The following is a 26,113-nucleotide window of genomic DNA, read 5'->3' as shown; positions in this document are numbered from 1 at the left end:
ACTCCGAGCTGTTTCTTACCGCCATTGCCAATACCGACGCTGAAAATGTCTTTGACGCCATTGCCAAAGTTCTGGCCCATACACGCGGAACATTCTCCATTCTTATTATGGGTGAGGGGTGGCTGGTCGCGGCACGAGACCCGTGGGGAAACCGTCCTTTATCCATCGGCGCGCTTGACGATGGCTGGGTCGCTGCCTCGGAAACCGTCACTCACGATGTGTTGCGCGCAAAATTGATACGTGAGGTCGCTCCGGGAGAAATGTTCGTATTCGCGAATGGAACAATGGCCGCTCGGCGTTTCGCGCCCTCCGCAAGACTTCACCAATGCGTTTTTGAAAAAACCTACCTTTCCCGTCCGGATTCCATTGTATTCGGAGAGACGGTGGCTACATTTCAGGAGCGCGTCGGCCGCTACATGGCGCGCATGGTTTCCCACTACCCAAATGAAATCATCGTGCCGGTTCCCGATTCGGGGAATCTCTACGCATATGGATTTGCAAAGGAGCGCACCACAACTCTCACGCCGGCGCTCGTACGCGCTCACCACGGCGGAAGAAGTTATATTGAGCCGAGGCAATCGCAGAGAGAGGACAGCGTCAGACGGAAGCTTAATCCGATACGCTCGCTCATTGCGGGAAACACCGTCATCCTTGTCGATGATTCCATAGTCCGGGGAACCACCAGCAGAAAAATTGTCCGCATGGTTCGCGGAGCAGGCGCCCGGCGTATTGTATTCGTTTCCTGCTACCCGCCGACTACCGGTCAATGCTATTACGGCGTGCTGATCGATGAGGAGCTCATCGCCGTTGGACGCAACACGGAAGAAATTCGGGCCGAAATCGAAGCCGATGAACTGTATTATCCTCTTGCGGAGGATTACAAAGAGCTCACAAGAGACTCAAACAATTATTGCTTTGCGTGTTTCGATGGCATATACCCATCGCTCGTCAATATCACTTAATTAAATCTACAAAAAAGACCCTGCTGCGGCGGGGTCATTTTTTTATTCTTCGGAAACAGAAATTCTCCTGAATACGGAATCGAAATGGCGCATACCCTCACTCTCGCCCCCTTCTGCGAACATAACGCCCCGCGTGCGGCTTTTTCTTTTGGTAATGGCGCGAAATGCTGTGATGATTCGCTCACAATCCTTCCAGCCATATACGCGGCGCGGAAAAGCCAGGCGCGTAAGTTCCCGGAGCGCTTGTCGGTTTTTGCCGGTTTTTGGATCGCGCCCTAGCATCAAGGAGCCCACCTCAACCGAGCGAATACCGCCTTCCAAGAAAAGTTCCAGCGCCAAGGCATACCCGGGAAACTCGTGCCAGGGAATATGCGGAAGGAATTCTCCCGCGTTAACGAATACGCCGTGCCCCCCAGCCGGAAGCGCAGGAATTCCTAATTCGTTCAGTTTCGTTTGCAGTCGCCGGTGAAGCTCAATACGTTCCTTGAGATATGTTTCGTCCAAACTTTCTTCGATGCCCCGCGCGATACTCTCCATGGTATATCCGGCCATACCGCCATAACCGTCCGCGTATCCCTCCTGTGCCGTAACATGAGGCTTTAGTTTTTTGTAAAGCGCCTCATTGTTGAGCGCGATGAACCCACCGATATTTGCCATACAGTCTTTCTTGGCGCTCACCAAAATCCCGTCGGCAGCAGCCATGGCGTCCTGAATAATGCTTTTCAAGTCAAGATACCGACCGATGCAAAGCTGATTGAAGTATGCGTTTTCCGCATACCGCGCCGCGTCCAGAAACAGCGGAACGCCGTACTTTTCGGTAAGCTTCCGCGCACGGCGGATATTCTCTAAGCCCACCGGATGCCCGCCGGCACTGTTGCAGGTAATGGTGATAAGCACACAGGCAATTTTTTTTGCATGTGCGCGAAGCGCCTTGCTGAATTTTTCAAGATCCATGTCGCCGAAAAACGGATCGCGCCTCCAGTCGTAAAAATTCTTTGGACCGGGCAGACAGTCTATAACCTCTCCGCCACTTCGCTCGATCCAGTGGCGCGTGGTATCAAACGGCGTATTTCCTATAACATACTTCTGTCTTGGAGAAATTACGGTCTCGAAGAAAACGCGCTCGCCCGCCCGCCCCTGGTGCACCGGCAGAACGTAGGGAAATCCAAATACATCCTGGATTTTCTGCTTCAGCCGCTTCCAACTTTCCGATCCCGCATAGGATTCATCGCCTTCTAGCATCCCCATCCATTGCGCTTCCGACATTCGCGATGTTCCACTGTCGGTCAAAAGGTCAATGTATACGGCATGCGACGGGATGCGAAAGAGATTATATCCTGCACTCTCAAGAGTTGACTCGCGGTCTTTTCGTGAAAGAAGTTTTCGTTTTTGCGGCCAAATCGCCTGCTCCGCATTGGCAATCTTCCAAAACGCATGAAACGCTTTTCTTGCTTTCTTTGAGAGCATGCGGCACCTCATTTTGTAAATGTTCAGACTAACATTGAATGGTACAAGCTTGGGTGAGTGTCGTCAAACGATATTTTAGAATCATCGGCTGGTTACGCAATTGCTTCGTCTCTTACCGCTCTCAAAAGCTAGAAGAGATCTGGCTACAGAGCTCCGTAAAATAAAAAAATCGCCGTGATGCACGGTGAGTTTTTTATTCCCGGCCCCATGATGGGTTCCTACGGCCTGTTGTGCCGCATATTATCTAATGCCCAAGTGTACTCAATAATGAGCACGGGTATCCACTGCGGCTCATCCCGAACAATGAACATAACGATGCCGAAAAACACTGCAGCGGTATTAATGACAAAGAACGCCGCATCAAAAAATTCTTCGTGGCGAGACACCTGCTCATTGTTTGTGATGTATAAAAGCAAGTTCCGTAGTTTCATGTGATTATATATTTTTTATTGAACGCGCGGTGAGATCTTTTTTACTTCGTTCTCCCCGAACAATTATCACAAAATATCGTAGTTGCCCATCAAGCACGATCCCGCGCGCCTTGCTCACGCTAGCATTGTATGTGCGCCCGGCAGGAATCGAACCTGCAACCCCTTGGTTCGAAGCCAAGTACTCTATCCGTTGAGCTACGGGCGCAACATATCTACGCTTTCACTATAGTGAAAATACGGTATAATGGCAAACGATGATAAAGAGGTCCATAAAAAAAATTATACCGGGGTGGGCGCTTGACTGGTATCATCTTGCGCTTGCATTTCTTGGAGCGCTTGTCTACGGCTTCCCGTCGCACAATCTTATTGTTATTGGCGTTACGGGCACGAAAGGAAAAACAAGCGCTGTCTATTTCATAACTAAAATACTGGAGCATGCCGGCCACAAAGTCGGCGCGCTTTCCAGCCTTCATTTCAAAATCGGCGAGCACGAAGAGATGAACAAGAAGAAAATGACGATGCCGGGAAGATTTTTCATACAGCGCAAATTGCGACGCATGGTGAAGGCAAGATGCACCTATGCGGTTTGCGAAGTTACCTCGGAGGGCATTGCCCAATATCGGCATGCGTACATCGATTTTGATACGGCAGTTTTCACTAACATCGCGCCCGAGCACATCGAGTCTCATGGGAGTTTTGAAAAGTACCTGGCCGAGAAGCAAAAGCTATTTGCTTGTCTCAAGAGCACCCGGCGCAAGAAGCATGTAGGGGGAAAATGGATCCGCATACAAAAGACGATCGTTGCAAATGGCGACGATGCGCGTGCGGACGATTTCTTGGCGTTCGCTGCGGACCGAAAGTATTGTTTTCATGTTGGAGCTCATAATGATAATGAAGAAATCTCTATATGCGAACATATTATTGCAGAGAATGTTAGACCGGAAGAACGCAAAACGTCGTTCACGGTACGGGAAACGCCGTGCACTCTACGGCTCTCCGGAATGTTCAATGTGCAAAACGCTTTAGCCGCAATTTCCGTTGGAATTTCCGAGCGCTTAACACTCCCCTCAATAATGGAAGCGCTCGGCAACATACGAAGCTTGCCGGGACGCATGGAGTATATTGATGCCGGTCAGTCTTTTGTCACAGTTGTGGATTACGCACACACCCCCGATTCTCTGGACGCAGTATACCGAACGCTTCGGTTCCCGAAGGAAGGAGGAAAAAATCCAGGGCGGCTCATTTGCGTTCTGGGAGCCGCTGGCGGCGGAAGAGACGCATGGAAACGACCTCTGCTTGGCGCGATTGCCGGCACGTGGGGAGATGCGGTCATTATTACAAATGAAGACCCTTACGATGAAGATCCGATGAGTATTATGGAGGATGTGGCATCGGGCGCTCAACACGCCAACGAGCTTTACAAAAAATACTTTGGAGAGAAGTTGATTGAAGAAAGCTATTCGGCAAGCACGCCGGAATTAATTAAAATTCTGGACCGGAGAGAGGCTATACGCCACGCGATAGCGCTTGCGCGTCCAGGAGATACCCTGATTATCACCGGAAAGGGCGCAGAACAGCTCATGGCTCTTAAAGGAGGAAGGATGATGTCGTGGGATGACCGCAAGGTGGTTCGGGAAGAAATCGGGCGAGTTGCGCGGATCTCTTGAGCATGGTATTCTGCTTTTGGTAAACGCTTAATTTTTGAATAATGTTAGTATTGCGCTGTTATGCGACACAGATTCCATCGCGGCAGAAGGCCGGAGCCGCCAAGAAGAAAATTCATTCCCACGAATGAGAACATCAGGGCTCCGGAGGTTCGGGTCATCTCAAGCGACGGAAAACAGATCGGGGTGATGCCGACCGCCGAAGGCATTCGACTTGCGAAAGAAAAGGGTCTCGACCTGATCGAAATCGTTCCCAATGCCCAACCCCCCGTTTGCAAAATAATGGATTTCGGAAAATACCTTTATCAGACGGCTAAAGAAGAACACAAAAGAAAAGCTCATGCGCACGAAGTGGAAGTCCGCGGCATGCGCATTGGCGTTCACATCTCTCGGCACGACTTGGAGGTAAAAGCCGGCAAGGCTAAACAATTTTTAGAAAAGGGCGATAAGGTAAAGGTGGATTTCATGCTTCGGGGCCGTGAGAAGGCCCATCCGGAGCTCGCCAAAGCCAAACTCAAGGAATTTCTTGACATATTACCGATTTCGATTAAGATAGAGCAGGAACCGAAAAGACAGCCTTGGGGATTTACCATGATTATTGGAAAGGCTTCATAATTTTAACGCTTTCGAAAGGACTGATTTTTTCCTAAAACTAGATAGCATCAATCGTATGATGGGCAAAACAAATAAAATGGTGGCTAAACGCTTCAAACTTACCAAATCCGGCAAGCTCTTGCGCAAGCGTGGCGCGGTGAACCATTTCAATGCAAGAAAAACGTCAAACACCATGCGCTTCAAGAAAAAGCGGTTCGCATTTGCACAGGTTAATGCAAAAACAGTGAAGCAGTATCTTCCATTCAACTAAAAATTTTCATTGGTATGGCCCGAGTCAAAAAAGGCGTAACGAAGCTTCGCCGGCACAAAAAAATACTCAAGCAAACCAAGGGTTTCCGCTGGGGGCGGAAAAGCCATATACGGCTGGCGCACGAAGCGGTACTTCATGCGCATAAATTCCGCTACCGCGACCGCAAAGCAAAAAAGCGCGTGATGCGCGGTCTGTGGCAACTCCGTATGAACGCGGCTTTGCGCCCCTTGGGATTTTCCTACAGCCGCTTCATCGATGCACTCAAGAAAAAAAGCATTGAACTGGACCGGAAGGTATTAAGTGAGCTTGCGATGTCGCATCCGAAGGTTTTTGAAAAAGTCGTAGAATTTGTTCGAGAAAGCTAATATAGCTTTTCGCTTTCCTCGCTTGTCCCAGCCGACTCGCTCGGGGTTTCGCGCTCCGCTCTCTCGCTTCGCTCGAACCATGCCCGCGGAGCACTCAAAACCCGCGAAAAACCATATCAACTTTCTCTCACTCCAAAATATAAAAAACTCCCGATGGGGAGTTTTTGAGTTGTTACGGTCTTTTGGCGCCTAGAGACCAGCACGCCTCTTCGAGGCTTCGTGAGTCGTCTAGTTCCGGGACGCCATTAAATATCTTGCGCGCCTTCGGGTTATTGCGCTGTCTTATGGCAAAGATGAGCTTACAGCCTTGGCACAACCCATCGGTCGGTTTCTCGCCCACGTACCGGGGATGCGAATGGCATCGTACCGTAGTCGCCAGGCGCCTGCGCGTGCTAAGCCGAATCCTCGCACAGACCCAAGAAAGATTGACTCCGTTAAGAAAGTAACGGAAGTGGTTCAAGCTACCAAGATGCCGTTCGGCGTCTTTGCGGTGCTGGTGTACGAAGGCATACAACAGCAGGCAAAATTGGCAGAAGAACCGGGGACGATACTCGCCGGTATATTTTGGGTGCTTGCCACATCGGAAAGTGAGAACCTGACTATCTTTCGGCATGAGGCCTCCTTGAAAATGAACTACATGCGAATACTAGTCTATCGCACTCTTGGTTTCCTTGCAATGAAAATTCCGACAACAGCAATGCCGATGGCGTCCACTGCCACATCGCGCGCCCTTCCGTGACGACCCGGAACAAAGTGCTGATGAAATTCGTCGGAGCAGGCGTAGAACAATGCAAAGAACATCGCCCAGACGATTGCTTTTTTGTACTGTACGGCATGTCCCGAACCAAGCGCCCGAAAAATAAGCCATGTGAGCACCGCATATACAAAAACGTGCGCGCCCTTACGCAAGACCGCGTCCCACGTACCGGGAAGCCCCGATTCAAGGGAGGGAATGGATGAAAGATAGAATATCACCCAAGCCCAAAGAGTCGCTGGCATCCAGTACAAAAGGAATTTTCTGAAGATTTCTTTCATGTATCCGAGCCTGGAATAACCCTTCTCTAATTCGCGCGAATTAGAGAAGAGAATGGTAGGAAAGCACATACTTTGAGGGTATTTTTCCACCCCGCACAATTACTCCCTCCTTGAGCAGAAGTTTTATTTTCGCATGGCTACCACTGGCAAACCCGCCAACGGTCAGATCGGAACGTACCACGCGGTGGCAGGGAACATGGGGCGCAAATGGATTTTTATTGAGTGCGCTCCCTACGGCTCTTACGGCTTTTGGCCTTCCGATGGCGCGGGCAACGACGGCATATGTCGAAACCCTTCCGTGGGGAATTTTCTTCGTTATTTCATATATGTGTTTTTGAAATAGAGTCATGTAACTTTTTGGCAAACGAGGGGTAACACGAAAGCTTGTTTTTTTTGCAGTGCCGGAAAAACAAAAAACTTGTCGCTCTTCATTTTTCTCGATTCAATAGCATATACAAAGCATATCATGCTTTTCGGAACATCTGGGGAGTTGACGTTTCCAGCTCCTTGTTGTATATTTAGAGACGTTCTTTTCCTAGGTCAAAGAGGAGGTGGAAATGTCTGACCCCGACAAACAAAACCAGCTCATGGGGGAACAGTACCGGCTCGAAGAAGAACTTCTGGCAAGGATTAGCGAGCTAACGACCGCAAACGAGATTCTGTGGCAACGCCTACCCGGAACTACGCATCCAATCTTCGAGGCAGAATTCCGGGGGCTCCGGCTGACCATCGAAGCGCTCGGTGCAGGCTCAGGACTCATCGTGGAAACCGATGGGGTTTTGGGCAAAATCGTATTCAGCGACCAACTCCTCGCACCAAAATTGCTAAAACTAGCGAAAGAGCAAGTGGCGGAAAGAGAGAATTCCTGGCCATGGCGAGGATGCATTGAATATACCCGCAATCTACAGCTTGCCCTGGACCGCTTGCGTTCTTAGATCTCTGCATTCGACAAAATGCCCGCATGGTGCGGGTTTTTCTTTTATGGGGGATTGCTCCGTATAAATTTATGTGGTAGAATTGTCTCATATTTTCATGAACGCGTTAAAGAAAATCCTCCAATTCGTCTCCGAAACCGGCAAAACCGTCATCGTTTCCCTTGTTGCCGTATTTCTCATACGATCGTTCATCGTCCAGCCCTTCTACGTAAAAGGCGCTTCTATGGAGCCGAATTTCGATGATGGAGAGTACCTTATCGTAAATGAAATCGGCTACAGCTGTGTCCCCGGGACGAAGCATTGTTTTGGCAGGCCCGAACGCGGGGACGTGGTGGTATTCCGTTATCCGCTTGATCCATCGGAATACTTCATTAAACGCATAGTCGGTTTGCCCGGGGACGGAATAGCTATTGATGAGGGCAGGGTTTTAGTGAACGGAGTAGAGCTTGGAGAGCCCTACATTCCGAAAAGCATGTTTACACACGGCAAAACAAGTATTTCCTTGGGAGAAGGAGAATATTACGTGCTCGGCGACAACCGTTCCGCCTCGAGTGATTCGCGCCGGTGGGGAGTTTTACCGGAAAAAAATATTGTTGGAAGGGCTTGGTTTCGCGGATGGCCCCTGAAAAAGGCCGGAGTCGTTCCGCGACCAAGCTATGCTCCTTAGCCATGTCATTATCATTGCCCTTGACTCATTTTCTAGATCGCGTATACTGAAAAAGGTAGCCCTTCGGGGGCTTTTTAGATGGATTAAGGGGGATCTATGAACGTGCTTACGAAATTTCTAAAAGAGGTCCGCACGGAGCTTAAAAAAGTTTCCTGGCCGACCCGCGAACAAACTACACAGTATACGCTGGTAGTCATCGGCGTTTCTGTGGCAATTATGCTATTCCTTGGCGCGCTTGATTATTTGTTCTCCTATATATTGAATTCGTTTGCATTCAAGTAGGCTTTCTAACTTTCTGGAAATCTTTCCAGGAAGCTAGCGGGCTAATCAGCTAGATCATGCCAAAACAAGTTACCCAAGAGAGGAACTGGTACGTGCTCCACACCTACTCCGGTTATGAGGATACCGTCGCACGCAATCTCCAACAGCGTATTGAATCGCTGGGAATGGAGGATAAGATTTTTAGCGTGATGGTTCCCAAAGAAAAGAAAATCCGCATCAAGGGCGGCAAGCGGCGCATGGTGGAAGAAAAAATTTATCCGGGATACGTGCTGGTTGAAATGACGGTAACCGATGATTCGTGGTATGTGGTGCGCAATACACCGCGCGTGACGGGGTTCGTCGGCGCCGGAACCACGCCAACCCCGGTCTCAACCGAAGAAATCGCGGACCTGCAGAAGCGCATGGGGGTAGAGGAGCCGAAATACAACATTGATGTTGCTGAGGGCGACCCGGTGAAAATTACGGACGGACCCTTCAAGGATTTTGATGGAAAAGTAAGCGAGGTTGACGAAGAGCGCGGAAAGGTTAAGGTATTGGTATCCATGTTCGGGAGAGAAACGCCGGTAGAACTCGACTTCTTGCAAATTAAGAAAATTTGAGAATCGCGAATGATGCAAATATCACGCGAATAACGCGAATTCACGAATATTCGTGAATCTGTAGATTCGTGTGGCATCTGTAAATTCGTGATTGGTAGCCATGGCAAAACCTATAAAAGCGTTAGTAAAAATCCAGCTTCCCGCAGGAAGCGCAACACCCGCGCCTCCCGTGGGGCCGGCTTTAGGCCAGCACGGTTTGAATTTGGGAGAGTTCGTCAAAAAATTCAATGACGCGACCGCATCGCGTTCGGGCGAGATTGTGCCCGTTGAAGTCACTATTTACGAAGACCGAACCTACAGCATGGTGTTCAAAACACCCCCGGCCTCTGATCTTTTGAAAAAGGCCGCGGGCATTGAAAAGGGTTCTAAGGAGCCGCATAAATCCAAAGTCGGTAAGATTACCCGCGCGCAATTGCGCGATATCGCAACGAAAAAAATGCCCGACCTTAACACCGATGACGTTGAAGCCGCGTCGAAGATCATTGAGGGCACCGCCCGCAATATGGGCATTACGATAGAGTAGGATATGTGGAAGAGTGTATGGTTCCCGCTCCCGCCTTCCTAGGCAGGGGTTTTTTTATTGTGTTACACTGCTTCATATGAGCCTACGCGCCATTGTCTACATTCTTACCGTGCTGTTCCGTAAAATCGGGAGGTTTTTTCTCCATTGGTACACTAATGGATCGCGCATCTATTGGCATAGCGTTCTTGATTTTTTTGCCGAACTTGAACGCATGATCTCTCTGCGCATTACGGCGGCAAACTGGTACAAACCCCTCTACGGAGACGATACGCGCTTCGGCACGATTGTGGGCATTCCCATACGTCTCGGGCGAATGTTTCTTTCGGTCATACTTTACGCATTTCTTCTCACGTTTTTTGCAACGGCGTACGGCTTATACCTGGCAATACCTATTTTCTTATTGAGCCGTCTCGTCTAAACTAAATGGCAAAAGAACAAAAAATCATTCTTGATGCGCCTCCGCCGCCTTCGTCATCGGTGAAATTCGATGATCCAAATTTTTACTTCTCGGCAATCGAGAGAAAAGTTGTCCGGGGAGGCTTTGTTGCCGCTTTCTGCTTCTTTGCCGTTGTGGCCGTATCGCTCCTCTTTTCGGGCTTTCCGCGGCAGATTTTCGATCCACGGTACGTATTTTCCTTTTCTTTTCCTGCTAATGCACTCAAGGATCTCTTTGGACCGGAAATATCCCTTGGGATGCTGTTTGCGCTTTTCTTCGTACACGAGATCTTCGAGCGAAAACATGGTATGCGCTCGCTTATTGCGTTTCGAAGATCCAAAAAACCCCTACCGAAAAATGCGGCGATTTTTTTACATCCTCTCTCGATCGCTTTTCTCGGACGGGTATGCTGCGCAATGCGTGGGAAAGACCTGGATGCGCTCATCCCCATCATGTTGCGCGAAGCTATGGCACACAAGCGCATACAAAAGGCTCTTGGTTATCTTGAAATTGACGTCACTTCCTTTGCCAAGGACCTTGAAACGCTACAGGGGCTCATGGACGATACCTTTGAAAAGGAAAAGTCTTTCTCTCCCCGAAATGAGTTTTTTCAGCGCCTGCTTCGCGAAAGCCTTCTCGAATCGCTAAATCTGGGACATGAGTATGTTATGCCCGAGGATATTGTGCTCTCTACGCTCGATGAGGAAATCCCCGCTCTCAAAACATTCCTGCAGCGATGGAGCGTCCACCAAGACGACTTGCGCGGCATTGTATATGCGCTTGACGCATCGAGCCGACATTTTCTGCGCCGAGGCAGCAGAAGCATCAAGCATCGCGTGATGAATCGCGCCTGGACCGCGCGTCCGACCTATCACCTCGACCAATATGCACAGGATCTTACGGACCTGGCGCGCGCCGGCTATGCAGGATTCCTGGTAGGACATCGGGAAGAAGTCGGCATCGTGCTACGGATATTAAATCGTGCGACAAAAAATAACGTGTTATTGGTCGGTGAAACCGGATCCGGCAAAACAACGATCGTGGAACATATCGCCTGGCTGATTAACCGAGAAGAAGTTCCGCAAAAACTATTCGACAAGCGCTTGGTGGTTCTTGATGTGGGGCTTTTGGTCGCCGGAACAAAAAATATAGGGGATCTGCACAGGCGCGTGGTGGAAGTGATGAACGATATTGCAAGAGCGGGCAACATCATCCTTGCCATTCCCGAGATCCACACCCTTCTTACGACCGGGAGCGGAGAAGGCATAAGCATTTCCACGGTTCTGGGTCCGATGTTTTCCGGGGGGGCTTTTCAGGTTATCGGCCTTACCGATGCGAAAAACTACCATGCGGTCATTGAACCGCACGCGGAATTCAAGAATAACTTTGACACCGCGGAGGTGAAAGAAATAGACGAGAAAGACGCGCTCCGCGTGCTCTCGGGCCGAGCAAGGATTCTGGAGGACGTGGAGGGAATAGCCATAAGCTATCCTGCACTCAAAAAGACCGTGGAACTCTCCGCCCGCTACATTCACGACAAACTCTTCCCCGCAAAAGCCCTGGACCTTCTGGGCGAAGGCGTGGAGCTGGTAAAGCGTAACAAAAAATCCATGCTGATCGAAAACGATATCGCGGCATTGGTATCCGAACGAACCGGCATTCCCGTAAGCAATGTTACCCGGGAAGAATCGAAAACGCTCCTGGGACTTAATGAGGAAATCCATAAACACATCATTGACCAGGAGGAAGCCGTCAATGCCGTAGCAGACATCCTCCGGCAAAGTCGCGCGGGCGTGCGGAGGCAGAATGCGCCGGTGGGAAGCTTTCTTTTCATCGGACCTACGGGCGTTGGAAAAACCGAGTGCGCCAAAGCCTTGGCCGAAGTATATTTCAAGAGCGAAAAATCTATGGTGCGTTTTGACATGTCTGAATTTCAGACGCGCGAATCGGTATACAGGCTCATTGGCTCCCCGGATGGCGGAGAACCCGGACAGCTTACCGAGCGCATGAAGCATAACCCCTATAGCCTTCTCTTGCTTGATGAATTTGAGAAAGCGCATGCGAACATTCTGGATATTTTTCTGCAAGTGCTGGACGACGGACGGGTTACGGACGCAGCGGGAACCACCATAGATTTCACCAACGCCATTATTATTGCGACCTCCAATGCCCACTCCCTGTTCGTGCTCGAGAGCCTTAGGGCGGGCAAGCCCGTATCGGCAATCGCCGGAGAGCTGAAAGAAAAACTTACCGCATACTTTAAGCCGGAGCTCCTTAATCGTTTCGACGACATCATTGTTTTCAAATCGCTCTCACCGCAAGACCTTATGCAGGTTGCCCAGCTGCAGCTTAAATCTCTTTTTATACAACTTGAGAAAGACCGAGGCATTCGACTTTCCATTACGTCGCAGGCGGTAGCAACGCTCTCCCAGCTTGGCTATGACCCGCAGTTCGGCGCACGTCCCCTGCGCCATGTTATACGAAAAAAAATCCGCGACCTTGTCGCGGAAGAAATACTCAAGAACAATCTTGTGCGGGGTGATTCTGCCCTCATCGATTTTCAGAACAACAGCTTTGCGCTGATAAAGACGGTATAGCGAGAATAAAAAAACACCTCGGATATTACCGAGGCGGAAAAGTGTGGTTGGTACTATGGCAGGCGTGCGACCAATTTATCGAAATTCCCTTTGGCAATGTTGTAATCGGTGATGGCCCTTTCAAGAGCATTTCTCTCCGTATCCACCGCCCGCTCGACTGGAACACGCTTGCCTAGTGAAACAACCGCCTTTGCAGTAGTCAGAAGCATCCTTCTCTCAGCATGCCTCATTGCCGTAGCGGCTAATACAATCTTATCCGACAATTTACTCATTTTTTCCTCCTTGTTTCGAAAGTTGTCTGCGATAAAAATAACTGGAATTAATGCTAGTACACAGCCTCAAATATGTCAAAGCCGGTCATGGGCATTGATATACGCGTGTTGGTGCTCGGGAAGCGCACCGGCGTGGAGGAATATCTGCTCAATCTCCTGCCACGCATGATAGAAAAAAATCCGGAAATCACCTTCCGGCTTTTTTACAATGCGTGGCGCAAACAAAAACTCGCCTACCCGTGGCTCAATGCCGGCAACGTAGAGCTTAATGAACGGTCCATTCCAAACCGCCCACTACTAGCCGCGCATGCGCTTGTCGATTGGCCAAAGGCAGACAAGCTGATTGGCGGGTGCGATGTTTTCTGGAGCCCGCATATGGTGAATGTCGCGCTTTCGCGTAACGTACGCCACGTCATCACAGTCCACGATCTTGCCTTTGAGCGCTATCCGGAATTTTTCTCGAGGGAAAAGCTTTGGTGGCACAGGTATCTTATGATTCCCCGAAGACAACTTGCAAGCGCAGACCATCTCATTGCCGTCTCCCACTCAACAAAACATGACCTTGGAAATCTTTACGGTATTCCCAAAGAGCGTATCGGCGTCATATACCCCGGCGTAGGAAATGAATTTCTGCCGCTTGAGAAAACAAATCCAAGGCTCTATGAGGTAAAGAAGAAGTATCGTCTTCCCGAGCACTTTATCCTGTATTTCGGAACGCTCGAACCCCGCAAGAACATCACCGGCCTTATAAAAGCATTCGGGATCTTAAAAAGCTATCAGCTATCAGCTAAAAGCTACAAGCTGGTCATCGCCGGAACAAAAGGATGGCTGTGTCGTGATATATTCAAGACGGCAAAAATATCATCCTATTCGGACGATATCGTATTTACCGGTTTCGTCGCCGACGAAGATAAGCCGGCTTTATATAACCTCGCGGAGGCTTTTGTATATCCAAGCTTTTTTGAAGGATTCGGATTTCCTCCACTTGAGGCAATGGCTTGCGGAGTTCCCGTTGTCACATCAAATCGCTCTTCGCTTCCGGAGGTTTGCGGGAATGCGGCGATACTTATAGACCCCTACCGGCCTTCGGAGATGGCCGAAGCAATTTCAACTCTTCTTAGTGGCGCGCGCGCCAAGGAGATGATGGTAGGGCGCGGGATTGAGCGCACAAAAATGTTTTCTTGGGACGTGTGCGCAAAAAATACCCTGAGGGCCTTATTGGGGGAATAGAAACGGATTCGCGCGGACAAAGCGAACGCCTACCTGATGTCCGCGATATACTCAATATCTTTCTCGAACGGAACGCTTTGAGGAATATCCCCCTCTGCTATAAAAGCCGCCCCGTCTATGTGAACAGAGCCGCTGAACACCGTGGGCCCCTCGCCGGCCTGTTTTTGCGCAAGCATCACGTATTTCCCGCCTTCACCGCGTTTAATGCTCCACGGAAGCTTGTAGGTATAGCGCACCGTGACAGTCTCGCCGGGACTCACGTACACCCAATTCGCAAAAACCGTCTTGCCGGCCTCATCATAGATGTGGGTTCCCGATTCCTCGTCAATGCGTAACGATAATTCAAGTTCGCGTACTTCCGGGTCTTGCGCGAAATTTGCCTCTGCGTAATTTATCGGCGAGATGTGCTCTTGAAGTGTATGGCCTTCGGCGCCGAGCAACGTGCTACCCTTTGGCACAAAAATGCGCAGATAATCGGCGTTTACTTTTTGATAAAGCTCAAGATAGCGCGGGGTGGGGGAGCCATGATGCGTACGGGTTATCGTAAGCGTATCAACGACCGAACCATCTTGAAGAATATGCGCGTCATGAAAAATCTCTTGGGTGATAACCCGGTCGGTTTTGTACCCGTTGATATTCGCATGCACCACCGCGAGATAATCGCCATCGCTTACCCGAACCGAACCGCCCCATTGGCGCCTGGCCAAAAATTCTTCAATGGACGGCTCCTTCACCCACAGCGTAAGATCCCTTTTTTCAAGAGCCCGAGAGAGCATATTGAAGAATATGAGCGTTTCGCCCGATTTCCATTGTGCCTGCAGTTGGTCAAGGATTAGGGTTCCCAGGTCCCTCAGCACCACCTTTGGCGACTCCCCCTCTTTTTTTAAAGATCCTTCCTCGACAAGATAAGAAAGCTCGTCTTGAAAATTGTCCTGCGTTAATGCAAGATCGTAGCCCGGGAGCATAAGCGGTCCCGTGAGCTCAAGCACATTCTGTAAAAATGCCGGCGTCACGGCAAAGACGCCGTCAAGAGAGGCGCCGCCGGTTCTCTCGTAAAACCAGGCTATTTTTTTTGCGGAAGTGGGATAATCAAAGAACCAATTCGCGTCATGCAAAGACCATGCCGTAGAAATTTTCTGGATGGGAAATGGCGGAACGATTTTCTCGACAAGCTGTCCGTCAATATTGAAAACATCGTCAATAAATATGCGTGTTATTTTTCCGTCGAGAACATCGAGGAGCGCGTAGCTACCGATGAATCCGCCCGTCGGACGCTGTTCGGCGCTATTTTGAAATACCACCAGATATTTTCGAGGCCCCATGTATCCAAATACATCAAAAAGTGAATCCTGGAAGGAAGCAAACTGGCGCGCCAACAGGAGGGCTCCCGGGATTTTATCCCGCAGCATCCCTACGCTTTTTTGGAATTCTTCGGGAAGTTTCTCAACATCCGTCTTGGCAAGGCTGTCGGCAGCTTCTTCAAGATTTAATATCACATCCGCAAGAAGTTTCTTTGCATGCCGGAGATCCGACGCGCCCATATATCCCGTGATAAATTCTTTGGGCGTCAAAGACCCAACGCCATTTTTTGAAAAAAGCGCCGCATAAGCCGCTATATCCTCTCCGGCCTTGGCAAATCTCTCTGCTGCGTCCAGCACATGAACACCGGATGAAGTTTGGCTGGAAAGCGACAATGCGTCGGAAATGGCAACAAGGCCCGATGCGGCCATGCGCGACAATCCGCCAATACTTTTCAGGCTCTTGTGCGCAACGGAAAAATCTCCTCCTGCCTGGACGAAGTCTCTTCTCAGGGCGGCATCAACTCCCCGCATCAGACGGCCATACGCCGCAAGACCCTCGCTTCGCGCAGACCCTGCGGTTTTGGAGTAATACCCGGCGACAAGATATGTTAGGGATCCGAAAAAAAATGAGGCAAGAAATATGCTTGCAAGAACACGGACGGATTGCGGCCAGAGGCTCGGCGGACGGAAGAAAAAAAGGGCCTGACGCGAAAGCTCTGCGAGTTTTTCAAAAATGGGGACCGATGAAGATTTTTTTTCTCTATGGGCGTACTGCTGTTTTTGAGACAACGGTGGGGGTTTTTTTTCTAGATCATGCTCAAGCTCATGGGTAAGACGGCTAAATAGGGCTAATTTTCTGTCGCGCTCCTCAATAATCTCAATTTCCCGCATAAGTTCTTCGCGGGAAGGCAGGAAGTTATGGCCCTCAAGGCTCATCATGCGAGACTTGCGGTTTTCGGCATCAAGCCGCGAGTGCTGTGCAGACGGGCTGTCTTGCAAAGCTTGGCGATGCAATGAAGGCTGTGGTTTTAATTTTGGAACGACGGCTGGTATTCGCGCCTCAAACACACCCTCTTTTTCTGCCCGATGCCTTGACACGGGGTTTATCTGCAGTGCATCGTGGAGCCGCCTTAGGTCTGCGGCGGTTTTTTTTCGCTCAAGTGTAATGATGCGCTGAAGATTCTTGATGCGGGCACCATTAACATTTCCAAACACGTCGGTCGGCTTGATATCGAACATCTGCATGAAAATATTATTCTTTGCCATCACTCCATATTGTATGCCTAAAAGTCAAATTTAAGCAACGCAAATCCCGCAAGAAATCGTGGGTGCTCCCGCCCCGTAAAAAGAGACATTCTCGGACGGCTAATTTGTGCTCCGCATCCCAAAATGCAAAATACGTCCTTTTAAGGACGCTTGGGGGTAGAGACGGGGAATATTTTTGTCCATATCGCCTTATTGATACCTCCACTCGATCCCGTCCCCCGCTTTCATTTGATATGTTGCCGGGTCTCCTCCAATTTTTCCGTTTATATAAAATACCCACCGTTTCTTTTTTTCGGTCTTCTTCCCGTCAATCATGGCAATCTGAACTCCTTCTTTTGTGGGCGTGTGGGAAAGGGGAAGATTCGCTATATCCGTTGATATGGAAAGGGCTTCCAATGCGCTCATATTCGGCGTGAGAGCTCCTCGAAATTCACGTTTTTTTCCGTCTCCAAAGTCAAGCGAAACTTTCGCAAGCTGCGACGGAAGTGCTACAAGAAATAGCTGGCCCAAATCCGGAAGTGGCTTTTGCATCTCGTGCCGGATAAGAACTGCTGCAAAAAGGCCCAGTGCCCCAACCATCGAAAGCCGAATGATATTCGTTTTTTCACTTTTTCTCCAAAACATATCCGCCTATTTTTTGTAAGACATTATGTCGCATCCCATTCCAGCGCTCCCCCGGTCTGATATTCGGTAACGCGCGTTTCAAAAAAGTTCTTTTCTTTTTTAAGGTCGATGATCTCGCTCATCCACGGAAAGGGGTTCTCCGATCGATACACCTTAGGAAGATTAATTTTTTCAAGCCGCCGATCGGCAATATATTGCATATACTCCTTGATATTATCGGCGTTAAGACCCAGGATGCCTCTTGGCAGCGCATCGCGCGCGTATGCATTTTCAAGATCCACAGATCTTTTTATATTCGCCACAATGGATTCCTTGAATTCTTTCGTCCAAATCTGGGGATTTTCTTCCACGATAGCGTTAATAAGATCGACGCCGAACGCCAGGTGTACCGACTCGTCGCGCAGGATATATTGGAATAGCTCGCCGACACCCACCATGCGGTTTTGCCGCAGAAACGAAAGCATCATGACAAATCCTGCGTAGAAGAAAATACCCTCCATAATAACGTAATAGCCCACAAGGTCATTTACGAATCGCTGTATGTCCTGCGGGGTCTTTGTTTGGAACGCTTCGTCGAAAATGGTTTTGGTGATATCGACGACAAAATCGTCCTTTGCTTTTATTGAGGGGATGGTCTGGTACATGTTATACACTTCGTCCGGGTCCAGTCCCAAGGAGTCGCAACAGTAGATGAAGGTATCGGTGTGCACCGCTTCCTCATAGGCTTGGCGCAGAAGATACTGGCGGCATTCGGGATTTGTGATGTGCCGATAAATGGCAAGTACAATGTTATTTGCGGTGAGCGATTCGGCTGTTGAGAAAAAACCCAGATTCCACATAATAAGCCGGCGTTCGTCCGGTGACAGGGCGCCTTTTTTCTTCCACATTTCTATATCTTGCTGCATCACCACCTCTTCTGGGGTCCAGTTGTTCGCCACGCCCTTTTTATAGTGCTCGCGCGCCCATTTATACTGCATAGGCAGTATTTTGTTGGGGTCGGTATCGGAACAGTTCAATATCCTTTTTTTCTTATAGAAGGAAGGCATGTCTCGAAAACTAAGAAATTGAGTTAGTATTTTAGAAAGTTTTTGCTTTAGATGCGGTTCTAGGCGAATGCAAAGAACGAACCGAGCCGTAGGCGTACTACGGCGAGGGAGTGCCGGAGCATTCAACGACGAAATGCGCTAAAATCAAACTTTCTATTGGCACGCTTCGCAGGTGGGGTCATCAATGCCACAAATCTTCAACGTCTGGATCGGCAGCTGCTCTGCTTCCCGGATAGTCGCGCTCGGCGCGTGCGATTCCACCCTTACTCCCTCGTCCGTCAAAATCGTTTCGCGAAATTCCTTCCATTTGTTAATATCGAGCGTGCTTTTCTCTATGCCGCTTGCTGCCTCGGTGCGCAAATAGTACGTAGTTTTAAGTCCCATTTTCCATGCATAAAAATACGTATCGGAAATCTTCTTACCGGAGGTGCCGCGGATGAAAATATTCAGCGACTGTGATTGATCTATCCATTTTCCGCGATGGGCCGCTGCTTTTATCAGCCATTCGCTTTCTATCTCAAATACTTCTTTATAGCGATCCCGCAGTTCCTGGGGAATTGCCGCGATCTGCTGGATATTGCCGTCGTAGTATTTCAGCATTTCAAGCATCGTCGTATTCCAAAGCCCGAGCTTCTTCAAGTCACTCACCAGATACGGATTTACCACCGTAAATTCTCCGCTCATGTTCGACTTCACATAAAGATTTTTGTAAATGGGTTCTATGCAGGGGAAACAACCGGTAATGTTCGAGATGGTTGCAGTGGGAGCTATGGCCAGACAATTCGAATTGCGCATACCAAAGGTTTTAACCTCGTTGCGCAGGACCGTCCAGTCCCGATGACTTTCGCGGGACACATCAATGCGCATGCCTCGTTCTTCCTCGAGAAGGTTAAGCGTATCAATAGGGAAAATGCCACGATCCCATTTGGAACCCTTGTAGCTTTCGTACGTTCCCCGCTCACGCGCAAGATTTGCGGATGCGGCAATGGCGTAGTACGCGACGCTTTCCATGCTTTCATCTGCAAACGCAACACAGGCATCGGAATCAAAACGAATACCAAGCATGTAAAGCGCATCTTGAAAACCCATGACGCCAAGTCCCACGGGACGATGTCTCAGATTCGACAATCGTGCCTCGGGAGTCGGATAGAAGTTGATGTCGATGGTATTATCGAGCATCCGCATCGCCACGCTCGCCGTGCGCTCAAGTAGCGTCTCATCGAGTCTTCCTCCGATAATATGCCGCGCAAGATTAATTGAGCCCAGATTACATACAGCCGTTTCTTCTTTCGAGGTGTTTAGGGTGATCTCGGTGCAAAGATTTGAGCTATGCACTACTCCTACATGGTCTTGCGGGGAACGGATATTGCAGGGATCCTTAAACGTTACCCACGGATGCCCCGTTTCAAAAAGCATAGTAAGCATTTTACGCCATAGGTCTTTTGCCGGAACCCTTTTAAAAAGCTTTATGTTGCCCGCCAGAGCCTTCTCCTCATATTCACGGTACTTCTCTTCGAAAGCTCTTCCAAAAATATGATGAAGTTCCGGCGTCTCGTCTGGAGAAAAAAGCGTCCATTCTTCGTCCTGCATGACGCGTTTCATGAAGAGATCCGGTATCCAGTTCGCGATATTCATGTCGTGCGTCCTTCTACGATCGTCGCCGGTATTTTTACGAAGTTCCAGGAAATCTTCAATATCATAATGCCACGTCTCAAGATACGCGCAGGTAGCTCCCCTGCGTTTTCCGCTTCGGTTTATGGCAACCGTGGTGTCGTTTGCGATCTTCAGAAAAGGAATGACGCCTTGGCTCTCTACGTTCGTTTTCTTGATCAGCGCCCCCATGCCACGAAGCCCAGACCAATCATTTCCCAATCCTCCGGACCACTTGGATAATTGGGCGTTGTCGCCTATGCATTTGAAAATATGCGCAAGATCGTCTTCAACGGTCGTGAGATAGCAGCTCGAGAGTTGCGGGTGGCGGGTCCCCGCATGGAAAAGCGTCGGCGTAGAAGGCATGTACCGCATGGAGGAGATGGTTTCATAGAACTCGATGGTTCGTTCCGTTTTTTTCTCTTCGTTCAACGCAAGGCCCATGGCAACGCGCATGAAAAATGTTTGGGGAAGTTCCAGTCGAGTTTGGTCGTCTTCATCGCGCATGAAGTACCGGTCGTGAAGCGTGTGAAGTCCGCGATAGGTAAAAAGCGCATCGCGGCTGACATCAATGGCGTCAGCCAGCTTCTCCAGGTCGAAGTTGAGTAATTCCGGGGAGAGCCGCTCGAGCTCAACTCCCTTTTTGAGATTTTTGATGAATGTTTCTTTGTAAACCGTCTCAAGATCCTGAGCAAATCCCAGCACAAAATTCCTCGTTTTGGGAACGAATGTTTTTCCGGATGCCTTTCGAATAAGCAGGGAAAGAAAGAGCCGACCAGCAATATGGTCATATGCGGGATCCCGCTCGATAAACGACCGGGCTGTAAGCACGGTTGCCTTTCCGACATCTTCTGCGGTGATCCCGTCGTATATGGCGGTCTTGCACTGCTCTACCAGCGCGTCGACATCCGCTTCTTTTTCGAAATCTTTTGATGCTTGCGTGAACACTTCCGCAAGGCGCTTAGGATCAAAGGGTTCTCGTGCGCCATCTTTGTGTATGACCCATAGCTGTCGCCTTTCCAGTTTTTCTAATTCCTCAATCTTTTTTTCTTCCCGTAATTTCTGATGCTGTTCGCGATAAAGAATGTAGGACTTGGCAACATCAAAAAACCGATGCTCCATGAGCAGGCGCTCAACGATGTCTTGTACCTGCTCCACCTCCGGGGTTCGCTCTTCTCCTCCGCACCACGTTTCAATTTCTTGCACCACGTGCTCCGCGAGTGCGCGAGTATCATCGGTAAGCGGATTGCCGCGAACCGCCGTCATTGCTTTCCCAATAGCGGTTTGGATTTTTTCGGGAAGAAAGTCTACTATGTCTCCGTTTCGTTTTTTGATTTTTGCTGGAAGCATACGGCTTTAATTCAAAATGTAAATCTCAAAATGCAAAACTTTGGAATATCGTGAAAGTTTTTCTTGTCCTTCGACGGTGAGCCAGGAATAGTCGAGCCGAGAGAAAAACTTTCACTCCTTAATTTTGATTTTTGATATTTGCACTTTGCGTTTTCTGGCGATATAAGACACAACAAAGGTGGAAGAAATTACCGTTGATGCTGACAAGCAGCCTTTTGTAATCTCCACCACCTTTGCAGGATATGAAACTGTTACCCAGGCACTGGTCCCGCCGAGACGGGGCGGCATGAGATTTCCTTCCGCGCCGCATGCTTTGGGGTGCCGCTGACTTTTATGAATGGAACTTCACTCTAATTTTAAACTTGTAAAAATGCGCGGTCAAACTTATCAAAAAGCCCTGTAGTGGCGCGGAGAATCTGCGCTTTCTGCCTTCAAAAAATCAGTTATCCACAACGGCACTACACGTCTTCGGTAAAAACATGCGACTCCCTGCATTTTAAGAGAAATTGTGTCGCAAAATTAAAAAGCCCTCCTAGGCTTTGCAAGACAAGATAAAAGCGTTATTCTGGCGTCCAGCCTTACTTCATTTTTTTTCTGATAAACGCAGGTATCTCAAATTCATCTTCGTCAACGCTTCCCACCTTGATAATTTCATCAAAAAACGATTTTTTTTGCTGTCCGGCGGACGGTTGTATCACAGACGCATGTTTGCCGTTGCCGTTTTGGCTTGTTGGCGTATTTGCGCCGTATCCGTTCCCGTTTTGTTTCGGAAGCACGCGCACCGTCGACATGTCTCCGAGATCCTCAATGGTGGCCCGGGAACGCTCAATATTCCTTTTTATAGCGCCGTCTCCGCCGAATCCCGTTGCAATGACGGTTATTTTTATTTCACCCTTGCGCAGCTTGTCGTTAACAACCGATCCGAAGATGACCTTCGCGTCTTGGTCAATAGACTCGGTGATAATGCGCGCCGCCTCATTGATCTCCGCCATGGTCAGGTCTTCTCCACCACTCACGTTAAAAAGTACCCCGTGTGCGCCATCAATGGCAATTTCCAGCAGGGGGGAGCTTATGGCTTGTCTCGCCGCCTGAATTGCGCGGTCCTCTCCTGTGGCCTTTCCGATGCCCATCAGGGCAGATCCCGCATCTTTCATAATGGCTTTAATGTCGGCAAAATCAACGTTGATAAGGCCGGGGTACGTGATCAGATCCGAGATACCCTGAACGCCGTGCCGCAGGACATCGTCTACGATAGCGAATGCTTCCAAAATGGGAGTTTTTCGGTCAATGATGCCCAGCAATCGGTCGTTTGGGATAGTAATGAGCGCGTCCACCTGATCGCGAAGCTGTCCCCAGGAGTCTTCCGCGATACGCGCTCGCTGCGCACCCTCGAATAAAAACGGCTTGGTCACGACACCAATGGTAAGCGCGCCAACCGTCCGTGCTGCCTCGGCAACTATAGGGCCTGCGCCGCTTCCGGTTCCGCCGCCGAGCCCGCAGGTAATAAACACCATGTCCGAACCTTTCAGCACTTGCTGGATTTCGTCACGATTTTCTTCCGCCGCCTGCCTTCCCACCTCCGGATTCATGCCCGCGCCCAATCCCTTTGTAAGATTCTTGCCGATATGTACTTTGGTGGGAGCGTTGGAAAAATGCAAATCCTGCGCATCGGTGTTGATGGCCACAAATTCCACGCCGTGTATCTTGTGCTGTATCATGCGAGAAATCGCCTTGCCGCCGGATCCACCGACGCCTACCACCTTGATCTTCGCAAATGTTTCGAATGCGGGGTTTACTTGGGGCATGCCGATACAAACTCAAAATGCAAAAGAAAGGTCTTTAAATCCCTCGGGGGCTTTTTGTAAGCAAAAAACCCCCGCTTTTTCATTTTGATTTTTTGAGATTTGATGTTCCCAGCGATCCGATGAAGCGCTGTATTAATACGCCTTCAGCGTAACGCTCTTAAACAAAAAACACAACACCTTCATTATACACAAGGTTATTCTTGCCGCAATAGCTGTTACGCTCAAGTTTTTTCAAGGAAAAGTATAAATAAAAAATGGCTTAAATAAGCCGTTTTAATACCTGAATATGCGGATGCCTCTAAAGACGCGGGGTTTATGGCACGAATGCTTTAAAAAATCTCTTGAGCCTGCTTGCCGTATTCGCGCCTGTCTTTCTGGGAGAAAAGAATGAGATTGAGCCCATTTTCTTGCGCTCCTCGAGGTCGCGCCCCCATAATACGAGCCCAATGCCGCAAGCATATGACGGATCGTCAATGGCTTCCACCACGCCATCGGTTTCTACGGGGAATCCTATTTGCGCGGGAATTTTTAATTCTTCTTTGGCGACATCAACAATGCCCGGAATTTTTGCTCCGCCCCCGACCATCACCACGCCACCGGGCAACAAGGCTTCATGATGTATGGCCTTAAGCTCTTTGTTCGCAAGTCCCAGAAGTTCCCGCACGCGCGCTTCGATAATCTCCGCAACTTCTCTTCTGGAGAAAACCCCAACTTCGTCTCGAGCGACTTTTGCAAATTCCACCATGTCCTTTTTTCCGATTTCATGAGGAAGAGAAGACCCGTATTCCCTTTTAATGCGTTCTGCGACATCAACTCCCATCTTAAGACCGATGGCAATGTCATTGGTGATATGCGTGGAGCCGACGGGAAGCATGGAAGTGTGCACGATATTGCCGTCCTCAAAAACCATCAGACCGGTTTTGGCTCCACCGATATCCAAGAGGACCACGCCGATATCTTTTTGGCGTTTAACGAGGGTGGATCGGCTTGCGGCAAGAGTGTCAAGCACCACGCCATTTATTTCCACGCCAACTTCGGTCATGCATTTCTCAATATTCCGCAAAAGCTGGGTGTTGGCATCTACAAGAAGGGCGTCGATCTCAAGCCTTATCCCCTGCATGCCGATCGGATCAAAGATGCCGCTTTCCGCATCAACAGAAAACCAGCGGGGGATGACGTGAATAATCTCTCGGTTTTGAGGCAGAGATATGGCAGATGCGGCTTGAATAACCCGCGTTACATCGTGTTCGGAAATTTCCCCATCCGCACGAGAAACCGCAACAACCCCTTTTGATACACGACTTGAGATCAGCCCCCCGCCGACGGATATGTATGCGCTCTCGATTTTTACGGAACTTGCCCGCTCTGCCTGATCTTTGGCAAGACGTATGCTTTTTATGGTCTCCTCGATATCGATAATGGTGCCCTTTCTTATGCCGCCCGATGGGGCTTCCCCCAGTCCGATGATCTGGGCACGGGAGCTGGATGCTGAAAATACCGCCACTACCGCCCGTATGGCAGTGGAACCGATATCAAAGCCGATGATTATGGAATCTTTTGCCACTTTTTTAAGAATTACCCAATTACAGATTACGGACCGCGATCGGTCGTTCAAAATTTTTCAATTCTTTAGGATCTTCAATGCCGCGGATTGAACTTTCTGCATAATATGTTCATCTTTTTTTGATTTCTCGTGGTCGTATCCCAGCAAATGCAGAAACCCATGAACGAACAAGAACATATAATGTTCAAAGACGGTGTGCCCGAACAGCGTCGCCTCTTTACTTACCGCCTCGGGAGCGATAATAATCTCTCCTAATCGTACCACGCCATCAGGGTCTGCCATAGGGACAATTTTCCCCATTAAACGGGATTTTGCGCGGACGGATGGGGTACGGACTGGCGCGGACTGAAAATGCGGGAATGAAAGCACGTCCGTCAACTCATCCTCGCGGCGGTGCTTTTTATTAAGATGCCGCATCTCGCGGGAAGATACGAAAATCAAGGAAACTTCGAGTATGCGCGGCGGTTTATGGTTTTTAAATACTATGCTCTTGAGGGCCCGCGCGGACATCAAAACAAAAAAACGCCTTACGGGCACTTTAAACTTGGTTTTGTTCGTTTTTTCAACGAATATTGACATGATGATTGCGCATTTTACTTAAATCCCGGGGAATCCTATGCAGCAAAGTTCAGGCGGATAGACCCAGTTCTTCTTTTGTGATCCTCTGAACTTCCGTTCCGTCTGCTCTTCCCTCCAGAACGCTCATTGCCACACCCATTACCTTTCCCATATCCTTAAGATTCTGTGCTCCCGTTTTTATAATAGCTTCCTTCACCGCTTTTTGGATCTCTTGAGCGCTCGCCTCTTCGGGAAGGTAGGCTTTGATGACGGCAAGCTCTTCTCTTTCTTTTTGGGCAAGCTCCGGTCTGTTCCCCTGCTCAAAACTTACAATAGAATCTTTGCGTTTACGCCCTTCCGTTGCGAGCACGCGCTCCGCCTCTGCATCCGCAAGGTTTTCTACCCGCTTTTCAATTTCTTTATTTTGCATGGCAGAGAGCGCCATGCGCAAAACAGAAACAACGGCCGTATCGCCGCGTTTCATCGCCTCCTTCAAATCAGTTTTAATTTTTTCTTTTAAGGCCATTTGTCCCGCGCGCGTTAGTTCTTGTTGTTTGTTGCGTGTGGGTATTTCTGGAGGGGCTTTTTTGGAATACTTACCGAAACAAACAATAAAAAC

At 49.3% G+C, this 26,113-nt stretch carries 26 protein-coding genes and 1 tRNA gene; 13 read left to right on the top strand and 14 right to left on the bottom strand.

What is annotated here, in order from left to right:
- Positions 1-962: amidophosphoribosyltransferase (locus tag Q7S09_02560; protein MDO8558049.1), on the top strand; the 962-nt coding region annotated here is incomplete at its 5' end.
- Between the two features lie 42 nt (positions 963-1,004).
- Here Q7S09_02560 and Q7S09_02555 read toward each other — a convergent pair.
- From Q7S09_02555 to Q7S09_02545, 3 genes are all read right to left on the bottom strand, one after another.
- Entirely contained in the window at positions 1,005-2,429 is a 1,425-nt protein-coding gene (locus Q7S09_02555) for a tryptophanase (GenBank protein MDO8558048.1), read from the bottom strand.
- A gap of 218 nt (positions 2,430-2,647) precedes the next feature.
- The gene (locus Q7S09_02550) at positions 2,648-2,860 is read right to left on the bottom strand and encodes a hypothetical protein (protein ID MDO8558047.1); all 213 of its coding nucleotides are present in this window, start codon (positions 2,858-2,860) and stop codon (positions 2,648-2,650) included.
- Positions 2,861-2,992: 132 nt separating this feature from the next.
- Positions 2,993-3,065 (bottom strand) — tRNA-Arg (locus Q7S09_02545).
- A gap of 49 nt (positions 3,066-3,114) precedes the next feature.
- Here Q7S09_02545 and Q7S09_02540 point away from each other — a divergent pair.
- Genes Q7S09_02540 through rplT form a run of 4 tightly spaced genes read left to right on the top strand, consistent with a single transcriptional unit; the run spans position 3,115 to position 5,754 of the window.
- Positions 3,115-4,527, top strand: a complete 1,413-nt coding sequence (locus Q7S09_02540; protein MDO8558046.1) for a UDP-N-acetylmuramoyl-L-alanyl-D-glutamate--2,6-diaminopimelate ligase — start codon at positions 3,115-3,117, stop codon at positions 4,525-4,527.
- 60 nt (positions 4,528-4,587) lie between these two features.
- On the top strand, positions 4,588-5,139 hold the full coding sequence (gene infC / locus Q7S09_02535; protein ID MDO8558045.1) for a translation initiation factor IF-3: 552 nt from the start codon (positions 4,588-4,590) through the stop codon (positions 5,137-5,139).
- A 55-nt stretch (positions 5,140-5,194) separates the two neighbouring features.
- Positions 5,195-5,389: a 50S ribosomal protein L35 gene (locus Q7S09_02530; GenBank protein MDO8558044.1), complete on the top strand. Its 195-nt coding sequence runs from the start codon at positions 5,195-5,197 to the stop codon at positions 5,387-5,389.
- Between the two features lie 14 nt (positions 5,390-5,403).
- Entirely contained in the window at positions 5,404-5,754 is a 351-nt protein-coding gene (gene rplT / locus Q7S09_02525) for a 50S ribosomal protein L20 (GenBank protein MDO8558043.1), read from the top strand.
- Between the two features lie 651 nt (positions 5,755-6,405).
- Here the strand turns inward: rplT and Q7S09_02520 are convergent.
- Complete coding sequence (locus Q7S09_02520) at positions 6,406-6,858, bottom strand: VanZ family protein (GenBank protein MDO8558042.1); 453 nt, start codon at positions 6,856-6,858, stop codon at positions 6,406-6,408.
- Positions 6,830-7,138, bottom strand: a complete 309-nt coding sequence (locus Q7S09_02515) for an MGMT family protein (protein ID MDO8558041.1) — start codon at positions 7,136-7,138, stop codon at positions 6,830-6,832. The genes Q7S09_02520 and Q7S09_02515 overlap by 29 nt, the downstream gene beginning before the upstream one ends.
- Before the next feature lie 208 nt (positions 7,139-7,346).
- On the opposite strand from Q7S09_02515, the gene Q7S09_02510 reads away from it, so the two are divergent.
- From Q7S09_02510 to Q7S09_02480, 7 genes are all read left to right on the top strand, one after another.
- Positions 7,347-7,724, top strand: coding sequence for a hypothetical protein (locus Q7S09_02510; protein MDO8558040.1), 378 nt, complete (start codon positions 7,347-7,349; stop codon positions 7,722-7,724).
- A 97-nt stretch (positions 7,725-7,821) separates the two neighbouring features.
- A complete protein-coding gene (lepB, locus tag Q7S09_02505; protein MDO8558039.1) occupies positions 7,822-8,391 on the top strand; it encodes a signal peptidase I in 570 nt (189 codons plus the stop codon).
- Between the two features lie 96 nt (positions 8,392-8,487).
- Complete coding sequence (secE, locus tag Q7S09_02500; protein MDO8558038.1) at positions 8,488-8,673, top strand: preprotein translocase subunit SecE; 186 nt, start codon at positions 8,488-8,490, stop codon at positions 8,671-8,673.
- A 56-nt stretch (positions 8,674-8,729) separates the two neighbouring features.
- Positions 8,730-9,272 carry a transcription termination/antitermination protein NusG gene (gene nusG / locus Q7S09_02495; GenBank protein ID MDO8558037.1) on the top strand — a complete coding sequence of 181 codons (543 nt, stop codon included), beginning with the start codon at positions 8,730-8,732 and terminating at the stop codon, positions 9,270-9,272.
- Positions 9,273-9,372: 100 nt separating this feature from the next.
- A complete protein-coding gene (gene rplK, locus Q7S09_02490) occupies positions 9,373-9,795 on the top strand; it encodes a 50S ribosomal protein L11 (protein ID MDO8558036.1) in 423 nt (140 codons plus the stop codon).
- 76 nt (positions 9,796-9,871) lie between these two features.
- The gene (locus tag Q7S09_02485) at positions 9,872-10,213 is read left to right on the top strand and encodes a hypothetical protein (GenBank protein ID MDO8558035.1); all 342 of its coding nucleotides are present in this window, start codon (positions 9,872-9,874) and stop codon (positions 10,211-10,213) included.
- 5 nt (positions 10,214-10,218) lie between these two features.
- A complete protein-coding gene (locus Q7S09_02480) occupies positions 10,219-12,828 on the top strand; it encodes an ATP-dependent Clp protease ATP-binding subunit (GenBank protein ID MDO8558034.1) in 2,610 nt (869 codons plus the stop codon).
- Between the two features lie 53 nt (positions 12,829-12,881).
- Here Q7S09_02480 and Q7S09_02475 read toward each other — a convergent pair whose 3' ends face one another.
- Positions 12,882-13,037: a hypothetical protein gene (locus Q7S09_02475; protein MDO8558033.1), complete on the bottom strand. Its 156-nt coding sequence runs from the start codon at positions 13,035-13,037 to the stop codon at positions 12,882-12,884.
- A 135-nt stretch (positions 13,038-13,172) separates the two neighbouring features.
- Between Q7S09_02475 and Q7S09_02470 the strand changes: the two genes are divergently transcribed.
- Positions 13,173-14,330, top strand: coding sequence for a glycosyltransferase family 1 protein (locus Q7S09_02470; protein MDO8558032.1), 1,158 nt, complete (start codon positions 13,173-13,175; stop codon positions 14,328-14,330).
- 29 nt (positions 14,331-14,359) lie between these two features.
- On the opposite strand, the gene Q7S09_02465 is transcribed toward Q7S09_02470, so the two are convergent.
- The 8 genes from Q7S09_02465 to Q7S09_02430 all read right to left on the bottom strand — a co-directional run.
- Entirely contained in the window at positions 14,360-16,897 is a 2,538-nt protein-coding gene (locus Q7S09_02465) for a DUF4012 domain-containing protein (GenBank protein MDO8558031.1), read from the bottom strand.
- 189 nt (positions 16,898-17,086) lie between these two features.
- Entirely contained in the window at positions 17,087-17,521 is a 435-nt protein-coding gene (locus tag Q7S09_02460; protein ID MDO8558030.1) for a hypothetical protein, read from the bottom strand.
- A 23-nt stretch (positions 17,522-17,544) separates the two neighbouring features.
- Positions 17,545-18,567, bottom strand: coding sequence for a ribonucleotide-diphosphate reductase subunit beta (locus Q7S09_02455; protein ID MDO8558029.1), 1,023 nt, complete (start codon positions 18,565-18,567; stop codon positions 17,545-17,547).
- Positions 18,568-18,720: 153 nt separating this feature from the next.
- Entirely contained in the window at positions 18,721-21,567 is a 2,847-nt protein-coding gene (locus tag Q7S09_02450) for a ribonucleoside-diphosphate reductase subunit alpha (GenBank protein MDO8558028.1), read from the bottom strand.
- Positions 21,568-22,145: 578 nt separating this feature from the next.
- Complete coding sequence (ftsZ, locus tag Q7S09_02445; GenBank protein MDO8558027.1) at positions 22,146-23,372, bottom strand: cell division protein FtsZ; 1,227 nt, start codon at positions 23,370-23,372, stop codon at positions 22,146-22,148.
- 313 nt (positions 23,373-23,685) lie between these two features.
- A complete protein-coding gene (gene ftsA, locus Q7S09_02440) occupies positions 23,686-24,936 on the bottom strand; it encodes a cell division protein FtsA (GenBank protein MDO8558026.1) in 1,251 nt (416 codons plus the stop codon).
- 57 nt (positions 24,937-24,993) lie between these two features.
- Complete coding sequence (ybeY, locus tag Q7S09_02435; GenBank protein MDO8558025.1) at positions 24,994-25,515, bottom strand: rRNA maturation RNase YbeY; 522 nt, start codon at positions 25,513-25,515, stop codon at positions 24,994-24,996.
- Between the two features lie 49 nt (positions 25,516-25,564).
- Positions 25,565-26,113 (bottom strand): GatB/YqeY domain-containing protein (locus tag Q7S09_02430; GenBank protein ID MDO8558024.1); only part of this gene is annotated, 549 nt, incomplete at its 5' end.

Source organism: bacterium, from assembly GCA_030649025.1.
Taxonomy (GTDB): domain Bacteria; phylum Patescibacteriota; class Minisyncoccia; order JAUYLV01; family JAUYLV01; genus JAUSGO01.
Note: the sequence above shows the minus strand (reverse complement) of the source record. Positions and strands in the feature narration are given on the sequence as shown.